Source organism: Nonlabens xylanidelens, from assembly GCF_002934445.1.
Lineage (GTDB): Bacteria > Bacteroidota > Bacteroidia > Flavobacteriales > Flavobacteriaceae > Nonlabens > Nonlabens xylanidelens.
In genome coordinates this window covers 856216-868025 of the sequence record NZ_PTJE01000001.1, presented here as the reverse complement: position 1 = coordinate 868025, position 11810 = coordinate 856216, and the positions used below count along the sequence as shown (strand labels likewise).

At 36.4% G+C, this 11810-nt stretch carries 10 protein-coding genes; 1 reads left to right on the top strand and 9 read right to left on the bottom strand.

The features are described from left to right. Nucleotides 1-2: 2 nt before the first annotated feature. The 4 genes from ruvA to ruvB all read right to left on the bottom strand — a co-directional run bounded on the left by ruvA (nucleotide 3) and on the right by ruvB (nucleotide 5476). Nucleotides 3-584, bottom strand: a complete 582-nt coding sequence (ruvA, locus tag LY01_RS03925; protein WP_104514489.1) for a Holliday junction branch migration protein RuvA — start codon at nucleotides 582-584, stop codon at nucleotides 3-5. Nucleotides 585-642: 58 nt separating this feature from the next. Continuing rightward, complete coding sequence (locus LY01_RS03920; protein ID WP_104514488.1) at nucleotides 643-2931, bottom strand: NADP-dependent malic enzyme; 2289 nt, start codon at nucleotides 2929-2931, stop codon at nucleotides 643-645. Between the two features lie 163 nt (nucleotides 2932-3094). After that, nucleotides 3095-4447, bottom strand: coding sequence for a cytochrome P450 (locus LY01_RS03915; RefSeq protein ID WP_104514487.1), 1353 nt, complete (start codon nucleotides 4445-4447; stop codon nucleotides 3095-3097). A 3-nt stretch (nucleotides 4448-4450) separates the two neighbouring features. Continuing rightward, nucleotides 4451-5476, bottom strand: a complete 1026-nt coding sequence (gene ruvB, locus LY01_RS03910) for a Holliday junction branch migration DNA helicase RuvB (RefSeq protein ID WP_104514486.1) — start codon at nucleotides 5474-5476, stop codon at nucleotides 4451-4453. Between the two features lie 174 nt (nucleotides 5477-5650). Between ruvB and LY01_RS03905 the strand changes: the two genes are divergently transcribed. After that, the gene (locus LY01_RS03905; protein ID WP_104514485.1) at nucleotides 5651-6157 is read left to right on the top strand and encodes a peroxiredoxin-like family protein; all 507 of its coding nucleotides are present in this window, start codon (nucleotides 5651-5653) and stop codon (nucleotides 6155-6157) included. A gap of 72 nt (nucleotides 6158-6229) precedes the next feature. Here LY01_RS03905 and LY01_RS03900 read toward each other — a convergent pair whose 3' ends face one another. From LY01_RS03900 to LY01_RS03880, 5 genes are read right to left on the bottom strand one after another with little or no spacing between them, the layout of a single operon-like run. Next, the gene (locus tag LY01_RS03900) at nucleotides 6230-8050 is read right to left on the bottom strand and encodes a cytochrome c oxidase subunit I (protein WP_104514484.1); all 1821 of its coding nucleotides are present in this window, start codon (nucleotides 8048-8050) and stop codon (nucleotides 6230-6232) included. 4 nt (nucleotides 8051-8054) lie between these two features. Further along, entirely contained in the window at nucleotides 8055-9131 is a 1077-nt protein-coding gene (locus LY01_RS03895) for a cytochrome c oxidase subunit II (RefSeq protein ID WP_104514483.1), read from the bottom strand. Between the two features lie 21 nt (nucleotides 9132-9152). Then, nucleotides 9153-10550 (bottom strand): quinol:cytochrome C oxidoreductase, encoded by a 1398-nt coding sequence (locus LY01_RS03890; RefSeq protein WP_104514482.1) that lies wholly within the window; start codon nucleotides 10548-10550, stop codon nucleotides 9153-9155. A 21-nt stretch (nucleotides 10551-10571) separates the two neighbouring features. Next, the gene (locus LY01_RS03885; RefSeq protein ID WP_104514481.1) at nucleotides 10572-11276 is read right to left on the bottom strand and encodes a c-type cytochrome; all 705 of its coding nucleotides are present in this window, start codon (nucleotides 11274-11276) and stop codon (nucleotides 10572-10574) included. Beyond that, entirely contained in the window at nucleotides 11276-11809 is a 534-nt protein-coding gene (locus LY01_RS03880; protein WP_104514480.1) for a DUF3341 domain-containing protein, read from the bottom strand. The genes LY01_RS03885 and LY01_RS03880 overlap by 1 nt, the downstream gene beginning before the upstream one ends. Nucleotide 11810: the final 1 nt, after the last annotated feature.

Here is an 11810-nt window from a genome sequence, read left to right as displayed (position 1 = left end):
TCCTATAATTGTTTAAGTGCTTGTTTTATAAGCTGTTCTGTACTAGCATCTGGCTGACTCGATAGGATTTTATCAACCACTTTTTGTGCTTGTTTACGCATATATCCCAAGGTTTCTAAAGCAGATAACGCTTCATCCCTTCCAGTATTGCTTGCCACGACTGTTAATTGTGGATTATCGAGGACTTGTAGGATTTTATCTTTTAAATCTAAAATTACTCTTTGAGCACCTTTTGCACCTATTCCCTTAACGCTTTGAATAGTTTTCACATCTCCAGATGCAATAGCCTGTGCAATTTGGTTAGGGTCTAAACTAGACAACATTGTTCTAGCCGTATTTGCCCCAATACCAGAAACAGAGAGCAATAATTTAAAAACCTCTCTCTCTGTTTTTTCTATAAAACCGAACAAACGGTGCGCATCTTCTCTAATTAATTGATAAGTAAACAATTTAATTAGTTCTCCTTCTGGAATTAAAGAATAAGTATGAAGGGATATCTCTACTAGATAACCTACTCCACCACAGTCTATAACCACATCGGTCATATTCTTTTCCACCAGTTTTCCTTGAAGTTGCGCAATCATTAATTAACAGTTTTTAAGAACTCAAATGTAATAAATTATAACCTACTAAATTGGGTGGTTACTCTTTCCTATTAGCGTGTTTTTCTTTTTGCTGTGCATCAATAACTGCAACAGCAGTCATATTTACAATTTCATCTACACTTGCTCCTAACTGAAGTATATGAACTGGTTTTTCCATACCCATCATTATAGGACCTATAGAATCGATGTTATTAAGTTCTTTAAGCATTTTATAAGTACTGTTTGCACTTTCTAGGTTAGGAAAAATAAGCGTATTTACTTTTTTACCAGCTAGTTTAGAAAATGGGAACTTGCTTTGCAACAAATCTGCATTGAGTGCAAAATCTGTTTGCAACTCTCCATCTACCACTAAATCTGGATAGTATTGATGTAAATATTTAACGGCCTCTGTAACTTTAGTCGCATGTGGATGTGAAGAAGATCCAAAGTTAGCATAAGAAGTCATCGCTATTACAGGCGATATACCAAACATATTTGCTGTACGCCCAGTCATTTGAGCAATTTTTGCAAGTTCTAATGCATCTGGACTAATATTTATAGAAGTATCTGACACAAATAATGGACCTCTGGCGGTAATCATTAAGTTAGTCGTTGCTATCTTATCTACACCAGGTGCTTTTCCTATAATTTCCATCATAGGTCTTACCGATATAGGATAAGACTGCGCAACACCTGTTATCAACGCATCTGCATCACCCAATTTCACCATCATTGCAGCAAAGTAATTGCGCTGCCTTACAGTTTTACCAGCATCAAATTCTGTGGTTCCTTTTCTTAGTCTCAGTTTCCAAAACTCTTGAGCATATCGATCTCTACGTGCTTTTTCTTCGTCAGACTTAGGGTCTATAATTAAACAAGGCTGATCAAAGCCTATGTCTTCCATAAGCTCCTCAATCATATCACGACGTCCTAAAAGAATAGGAGTAGCGATACCTTCTTCAAGTACGATTTGTGCAGCTTTAAGAACATCTATATTATCTGCCTCGGCAAATACGACTCTTTTAGGATTAATTCTCGCACGATTAAGTAATAAACGTACCAGCTTATTATCAGACCCCATGCGGCTAAGCAATTGTTCTTCATACTTATCCCAGTCTGTAATAGGTTCTTTTGCTACTCCACTTTCCATAGCTGCTCTAGCAACTGCAGGCGGTATAGTAGCTATCAATCTAGGATCAAATGGTTTAGGAATTATATAATCTCTACCAAAGGCAATTTTCAACTCACCATAAGCGATATTCACTTGTTCTGGAACAGGCTCTTTAGCTAGTTGAGCTATGGCTTTAGTAGCTGCCATTTTCATCTCTTCATTAATTTTAGTAGCTCTAACATCTAGCGCACCTCTAAAAATGAACGGAAAACCTAAAACATTATTTACTTGGTTAGGATGGTCACTCCTACCGGTAGCCATAATGATATCTTCTCGAGATGCCATAGCGAGATCATAATCTATCTCTGGAGTAGGATTTGCCATTGCAAACACAATAGGCGATTCACTCATAGACCTTAACATATCTCCATCTACGATATTACCTACAGAAAGACCTAGAAAAACATCAGCATCTTTAAGAGCCTCTCTTAAATCTACCTTAGGATTATCAGTAGCAAACTGCATTTGCTCTTTTCCTAGATTTGTCCTATCCTTTGTAATAAGGCCATCTACATCAAACATCATGATGTTTTCTTTTCTAGCACCTAGCGTTACATATAAACTAGTACATGAAATAGCTGCACTACCAGCACCAGAAATAACAATTTTTACTTCTTCTATTTTCTTGTCAGCTAGTTCTAATGCATTTAAAAGTGCCGCACTAGAAATTATAGCTGTACCATGCTGGTCATCGTGCATTACAGGAATATCCAGCTCTTCCTTTAATCTTCTTTCTATTTCAAAGGCTTCTGGAGCTTTTATATCTTCCAGATTAATCCCACCAAAAGTAGGTGCGATATTTTTAACCGTTTGAATAAACTCTTCTACATTCTTAGTATCTACCTCTATATCAAAGCAATCAAGATCTGCAAATATTTTAAAAAGCAATCCTTTTCCTTCCATTACTGGCTTAGAAGCCTCTGGACCTATATCTCCTAGACCTAAAACAGCTGTACCGTTAGAAATTACAGCAACTAGATTTCCCTTTGTCGTGTATTTATAAACGTTTGCTTTATCCTTTGCTATCTCTAGACAAGGCTCTGCCACTCCAGGACTATAAGCTAGCGCTAGATCTCTCTGACTGCTATATTTTTTAGTAGGAACTACTTTTATTTTTCCCGGTGTAGGCTTTGCATGATATACTAACGCCTCTCTTCTCTTACTTTCTTCACTCATAAATCCGATAGAATTTTTCGTAAATCAAAGATAGCGCTTATGTTTCATTATGCATTTGAGAAGTAGTAAATATTGAGTCACCCCTATTAGACTTTAACTGTATTGTATAAAGGATGGGTTATTTTCTCGCTTTCGCGAAAGCGAAATCTTATAAAACATCTTTTTAATTTCCTGACCTTTTACTAAATGTAAGAAGAGCGTTTTTAGGTTTTAATGTAATTAAAGGATGGTATTCAACAGTTCCATTAACTGGTGTTATTTCAAAACGCTCTAGCATTCTAGCAATAACAAGCATCATTTCAAACATTGCAAAATTGTTTCCCACGCACATGCGAGGTCCCGCACCAAATGGAAAATAAAAATCCCTATACTTTTTTGATTTTTCGGGAGCAAAACGATCTGGATCAAATTGATCTGGAGCATCCCATAAATCCTTGCGACGGTGCATTTCATAAAAAGAAACCAGCCAGATACTGCCCTTTTCTATGGCTATATCTTCACACTCATCTGACTCTAAAGCAACACGGTCTGTCACATATGCCGGTGGGTAGAGACGTAATGTCTCTTCTACACATTGCTTTACATACGGCATTTTCATAAGTCCAGACATGAGGTTTTCCGTATCAAGATTACCCAATTCTAATCTCGCTTTTGTAATAGTCTCTGGATGATGAGCAAGCAATTGCGCTGCAAAGCTCAACGCATTTGCCGTAGTTTCATGACCGGCTACAAATAATACGAGAATCTCGTCTACTAGCTGATCGTCCTGCATGTAAGTGCCGTCTTCATAAGTACTATGGAGCAGCATGTCAAGTAAATCTCCAGGTTCTTTATCACTAAGGCGTCTATTCTTAATTATAGTTAGTAATAAATCCCGTGCCTCTTCAATTCCTGACAAGGCATGAGGAATACTGTTTTGCCCAGATAACCATTCTCGGTCAAAATACCATTTCATCCACGGTATACGCAATTCTTTAATAAGCATTTTTTGCGCATGTTCTGTGATCTCTTGTAGGCGATTAATCTTCTTATCTAAGTCCTCGATATCTGCCAGATCAAAGAGGCTACGAGCAACCACTTTAAATGCAAGATCGTTAAATATGGAAAACACATCAGTTACCTTATCTAACTCAATACCGTCTAACTCTTCCGTGATCACCTGATCCATAGTCTGCATAAGCATCGCAATAGATTTTTTATAAAACGCAGGTTGTATTAGCTTTCTGTTGGCCTTCCATTTTTCACCATTTTCAGTAAGTAAACCATGACCTATATATTTTCCTAAATCATCTGTTTGTAAAGATGACTTATGAAAGTTTTTTTGATTTTTTTGAAGTATGTGTTGCGTAATTTTTTCATCACAAGTGAAATGAATCATAAGACCTGGCTTAGGACTTAACTTAAAAGTATTACCGTATTTAGAAAAGTTAGCTCTATGAAATGGTAATGGATCTTTGTAAATCTCTATAGATTTAGATAGAAAAGTAAGCGCCGGTATTTGTTCAATCTCTCTCATATATTATTCAAATAAACCGCCTAAATTATTGGCTTTAACACGTCCCAAATGCTTGTAAGCATTTTCTGTAACTTCCCGACCTCTAGGTGTTCTAATAATAAAGCCTTGTTGTATAAGAAACGGCTCGTAAACCTCTTCTATAGTTTCAGCACTCTCAGAGACCGCAGTGGACAATGTAGTAATACCTACTGGACCACCTTTAAATTTATCAATAATAGTGGTAAGAATCTTATTATCCATTTCATCCAGACCATGAGCATCTACATTAAGTGCTTCTAGAGCATACTTTGCGATCTTCATATCTATTTTACCATCACCTTTAATTTGCGCAAAATCACGCACCCTACGTAACAAGGCATTTGCGATACGAGGAGTACCGCGACTGCGCCCTGCGATCTCAATAGCTGCATCGTGATCGATAGGCATATTTAAAATTTCGGCACTACGTATTACGATAGTAGATAAAAGCTCTGTAGTATAATATTGTAATCTAGATGCAATACCAAATCTTGCTCGCATAGGAGCAGTAAGAAGACCGGACCTAGTCGTTGCACCTATTAAAGTAAATGGAGCAAGGTTAATTTGTACTGTACGCGCATTAGGACCTGTCTCGATCATGATATCGATCTTATAATCCTCCATCGCACTGTAGAGATATTCTTCTACAATAGGACTTAACCTATGAATCTCGTCAATAAACAGCACATCACGCTCATCAAGATTAGTAAGTAAGCCAGCGAGATCACCAGGTTTATCTAACACCGGACCAGAGGTAACCTTAATACCTACACCTAACTCATTTGCTAGAATATGAGCAAGAGTAGTCTTACCTAATCCTGGAGGTCCATGAAAAAGAGTGTGATCTAACGCTTCTTCACGCCCATTTGCAGCAGCAACAAATATTTTCAAATTTTCCAATACTTGATCTTGCCCTGCAAAATCATCAAAGGATAAAGGACGTAGTGCTCTATCTACATCATGTTCTTCATTAGAAAAATGGCCGCCGTTAGGATCTAGATTTTCGTTCATATCTCAAAGATACTACTCATTGCGCAGCCTTTATTAAAGTAACACTGTTAATTATAGTAATAAAAAGGATGAAGGGATACCGCTTTCGCGAAAGCGGTATAACATAAGCTTAACTTGATTTAATAATAACTTAGCAATACTGAACACTACTAATGTGTATATTGAAATAAAAAAATGAAACCTACTCAACAAACACCAAACCTAGAAATTAATTTAATAAACGACACTACATGGTCATTAGACAAACAACATCCTGAAAAATATACATTAGTTATATTTTATAGAGGATTACACTGTCCGGTATGTAAAAAACAATTAGAAAACGTTACCAAACATCTGGATGAGTTAGAGGAAAGAGGAATAAACGTTATAGCTGTAAGCATGGACAGCGAGAAAAGAGCTAAAAAGGCAGGGTCCAGCTGGAATGTAGAGAAACTACCTATCGGTTATGGATTAAAGAGAGAAACAGCTGAACAATGGGGACTATACTTTTCTAAAGGAATAAGCGATAAGGAGCCAGATCTATTTTCAGAACCAGGAATGTTTTTAATAAAAGCAGATGGAACTTTATACTTCTCATCAGTACAAACCATGCCGTTCACAAGACCAAGAATAGACGCAGTTATTAAAGCTGTAGACTTTGTAGAAGAGAAAAATTACCCTGCTAGAGGTGAAGATTAAATCAAAATAAAATAACTGCAAATAAAAATAGCCGCTCTTAGAGCGGCTATTTTTATTTATAATCTGTAGGAATTAGTGATTCATTTCTTCCTCACCATCTTGCATAGGAATGTGTTGCGGTGCATAATCTTGACCTGCGATTACATACTCACCTTCTTCATTAACTTTACTATAGTCATAAGGCCATCTATAAACAGTAGGAATAGGACCAGCCCAGTTACCGTGAATATGAGTATCTCCAGTAGTCCATTCTAATGTATTAGATTTCCATGGATTAGCAGGAGCTTTCTTACCAAAGAAGATAGATTTAACAAAATTATATACAAAGAATAATTGAGCAAAGGCTGTAGCGACTGCGAAATACGTAATCAACTTATTAGTATCAGCTAAATCATCAAAATACGGGAAGTTAGTATTTGTATAATAACGTCTAGGTAAACCAGCCATACCAACAAAGTGCATTGGGAAAAATACTCCGTACGCACCAATTGCAGTTAACCAGAAGTGTACATAACCTAAGTTTTTATTCATCATGCGGTTAAACATTTTAGGGAACCAGTGGTAAACCCCAGCAAATAAACCATATAATGCAGATATACCCATTACTAAGTGAAAGTGAGCAACTACGAAATATGTATCGTGCACATTAATATCTAGAGTACTATCACCTAATATAATACCTGTAAGACCACCAGTAATAAAAGTAGATACCAAACCTATAGAAAACAACATACCAGGATTCATCTGTAAATTACCTTTCCACAATGTGGTTATGTAATTAAAAGATTTAACCGCTGAAGGAATAGCGATAAGTAAAGTTGTGAATGTAAATACAGAACCTAAGAAAGGATTCATACCAGATACAAACATGTGGTGACCCCATACGATAGTAGAAAGGAATGCAATAGCAAGAATAGATGCTATCATCGCTCTATAACCAAAGATAGGTTTACGTGAATTAGTTGCAATAATTTCAGAAGTAATACCTAATGCTGGAAGCAATACAATATAAACCTCTGGGTGACCTAAGAACCAGAAAAGGTGCTCAAACAATACAGGAGAACCACCTTGATGCGCAAGAACTTCACCTTTAATATAAATATCTGATAAGAAGAAAGAAGTACCAAAACTTCTATCCATTATAAGCAGTAACGCAGCGGCAAATAAAACTGGAAATGAAACAACACCAATAATAGCAGTAACGAAAAATGCCCAGATAGTCAAAGGAAGACGCGTCATAGACATTCCCTTTGTTCTTAAATTTATAACAGTTACAATATAGTTAAGAGAACCCAAAAGAGAAGATGCAATGAAAATGGCCATAGAAACTAACCATAAAGTCATACCTAAACCAGATCCACCCATAGCCTCAGGTAGCGCACTTAATGGAGGATAAATAGTCCAACCAGCAGCAGCAGGCCCTAATTCTACAAAAAGAGAACCTATCATAATCGCAGCCGAAAGGAAAAACAACCAATAAGAAACCATATTCATAAATCCAGATGCCATATCTCGGGCACCGATTTGCAATGGAATCAAGAAGTTAGAGAACGTACCACTTAGACCAGCAGTAAGTACAAAAAATACCATTATAGTACCGTGTATAGTAACTAAAGCAAGATACATATTAGGATCCATCACTCCATCAGGAGCCCACTTACCTAACAATGCTTCAAATACCATATTTGGCTCACCTGGATTAGCCAGTTGTAATCTCATTAACACAGACATCGCGATACCTATCGCACCCATGATAAGACCAGTAATAAGATATTGCTTAGCAATCATCTTATGATCTGTAGAGAAAATATATTTAGTTACAAAAGTTTGCTTATGATGGTGGTGTTCTTCATCATGTCCCTGATCTGCAGTAACAGCTATTGATTGTGCCATATTTCTAGTTTTCAGCGTTAGCTAAAGTTTTTTCAAAAGTTTGTTGTGTTTCTAACCACTCATTGTAGTCTTCTTCACTTTCTACAACGATCTTCATTTGCATGTTGTAATGAGAAGCTCCACAAATTTTATTACAAAGAAGGTAGTATTCAAATTCATATGGATCTAAAGCCACATCACCTTCAGCTACTAACTCTTTACTTTTTTGTCGTCTAATTTCATTAATCTTACGAACTTTTTCAGTCATAAATTCAGTCGACTTATAGTCTTCAGAAGTAACTGAAGGAGTGAATTTAAACTGAGTTACCATTCCTGGCACCACATTCATTTGAGCTCTAAAATGAGGCATATAAGCTGAATGTAAAACATCCTGACTTCTGAATTTGAAAATAACAGGTCTGTTAACAGGTAAATGTAATTCAGAACCTACTTTGTCATCCATACCGTCCTTATCCGTAGGATCAATACCGATAACATTTTGACCTTCGATGAAACGTACATTTGCATCTCCTAGAGTATTATCTGCACCACTGTATCTTACTTTCCAACCGAATTGATAAGCATATACTTCCACTATTAATGGATCATCATCAGTGTTTGCATCCATGATATCATTCCAAGAGAATAATCCCCAAAGAATTAAACCAGCTAATACAACAACTGGAATCGCTGTCCAAATAAACTCAAGTCTATCGTTATCTGCATAGAACAAAGCCTTTTGACCTTTTCTACCGTGATATTTATATGAGAAAAAGTGAAGTAGACCTTGCGTTAAAACTTGTACAACCATAATAACTACGGTTGTTAGAAGTAATAAGTTATCATAATCTGCTCCATGTGCAGATGCTGCATCAGGAAGGAAATAATCTTGATACCCTACGAAACATGCAATCATCATGATGTACATGGCTATTACAAAAACAAGCATCATTTGACCTTGACGTTTATTATCAGAGTCGTTTGCTACTTCCGCTGCTTCAACATCGTGTTCAGGAGATTTACCTAAATTAACGATTTTAGATATTTGCCATACAGAGATCGCAAAAAGGGCTGCTATAAATATGATTAGAAATGCTGTCATTACAGTTGTTTTCTATGGGTTTTAATAATGGAAATGTTTACTCTCTCCTACATAAGGATCACCTTTAACTAATAAAGGAGCTTTTGATATCGTATGGAATACATAAAAGATAAATAGACCAGCAAAAAATAAGAACGAACCTATTTCCGGGAAACCTATGAACCAAGATTCACCTACCGTAGAAGGCATAACCATAACATAAATATCTAAATAGTGACCTACAATTATAAACAAACCAGCAGTTACTACGAACCAGTTGATACGTTTAAAGTCAGAATTCATAAGAATCAATAATGGGAACAAGAAGTTGATAGCAACCATACCGAAGAATACAATATTATAATCTTCTATACGAGTAACAAAGTAAGTTACTTCTTCAGGAATATTAGAATACCAAATCAACATGAATTGTGAGAACCATAAATACGTCCAAAAGATACTAATACCAAACATGAACTTAGCTAAATCATGAATATGAGAATCATTTACAAATTCTAAATAACCTTTAGATTTTAAGAAAATAGTAACCAGAGCAATCGCAGTAATAGCAGATACAAACATACTTGCAAATACATACCAACCGAATAAAGTTGAGAACCAGTGAGGATCAAAACTCATAATCCAGTCCCAAGACATGATAGATTCAGTTACGATGAAAAACACCAAGAACATAGCACTGTGCTTAAAGCCTTTTTTATACCAAGCTATGTCACCATCCTCAGCTTCATCCTGCTTTAAACCAAATTTTCTAATATTCCATCTATAAATATTCCAACCTACAAGAAAAGCACCAGCTCTGAATAACCAGAAAGGAACATTCAAGAAGCCTGTTTTTCCAGCAACAATTGCATCATAATTCTCATGACCTACAACATCTACACCTTCATTCATCCATATAAAAATATGGTTAGCACCTAATCCAGTAGCTAAAAGAAGAAGAAACATTATAATACCACCTGGCAAAATATAACTACTAACACCTTCCATTACCCTGAATAGTACTGGTGACCAACCTGCTTGTGCTGCCTTTTGAACTGCATGAAAAGCAAGAGCACCTAATCCTATCATAAAGAAGAAGAAAGCTGCTACATAAACAGCTGACCACGGTCTATTTTTTAGTTGATGATAAACATGCTCTGCATGCTCATCTTCATGACTAACACCATGAGCAGATTCTCCATGATGCTCTCCCGAAACGGAAGTCTCATGACTTGCATCACCATGAGATACAGTTGCAACATCATGATGTTCGTTACTTTCTATAGCATGCCCACCTCCGTGCGCTGCTTCATTTGCAAGCATTTCTTTAACTGCATCTTGAGAAGCTGGTACTTGCCAAAATCCTACCGCAGTTAGCAGTGCTCCTAAAATAATAAGAGAGAATGCTACAATCTTTAATTTGCTTGTTACCTTATACATATATACAATATCTACTAGGGCTTAATGCCCTTCAGTTGTTGGTTCATTTTCTGTAACGTGATCATCAACACTATGAGTCTCCTCATCGTGGTGTACATCCATCATCGCCGTTTCATCTTCATTAGAAACCTCGGTAACAAACTCTTGACGAGCCTGACCTTTCAAATCTCTAGTTAAAGCATCTACATGATGAGCTATTTGCCATCTCTCTTCTATAGAAGTTTGAGCAGCATAAGAACCCATGTAATTTATACCGTAATACATAACATGATAAATAGAACCTTGTGAAATATCACGAGCATCATAACTAGGTACACCTAATATCTTTTCAGATTTAACTAGAGTACCTTGACCATCACCTTTTTTACCGTGACATATGGCACAGTAAATTCCAAAAAGAGCCTCACCATTAGTTAAATTAGCTTCAGTATATGGAAGAGGATTTTTTAAGTTCGCTTTCGCGGAAGCGTAACCATCATTAGTATCATCATAATCATATGGCATCCACCCTTTAGAAACCGTACCTTCAACAGGTAATTGAGCTTCTACATTTCCAGGAAATATCTCTCCTTCTTGATAAGCCTCATAACCTGCAGACTCATACATGTTAGGGAAATACTGAACACTTCTATTTGAATCAGTTGCTGTCGACTTATCATCTCCTCCACAGGAAACAACAAGAATTGAAGCAAATGCAAACAAGAACGTTTTTACAGATCTATTCATTAGTGCGCTTCTTTGTCAATTAATTTTATCTCTACTGCACCAGTGTCATAAAGAAACTTTGTCGCTTCTTCAACATCAGCACCATGTGTATCAATTTCCATAAGGAAATGATCATCAGTCGTTCTTACATCAGGATTTTCAGCTTTTTTAAATGGCCACAATCTACTTCTCATATAAAAAGTAATAACCATTAAGTGGGCTGCAAAAAATACTGTTAACTCAAACATGATAGGTACAAAAGCTGGCAAGTTTTCTAAATACGAAAAACTAGGCTTACCACCTATATTCTGTGGCCAGTCTTCTATCATTATATAATTCATCATAGCAGTTGCTACACACAAACCTACTATTCCATATAAGAAAGCATTAATCGCAAGGCGAGTATCTGCAATTCCCATAGCTTTTTCTAGACCATGCACCGGGAACGGTGTGAATATTTCATCAATATGGTAATGCTTATCTCTAACTTGTTTCACCGCTTGCAGTAAAACATCGTCGTCAGTATATAAAGCGTGTATAATTTTTGTTGACATA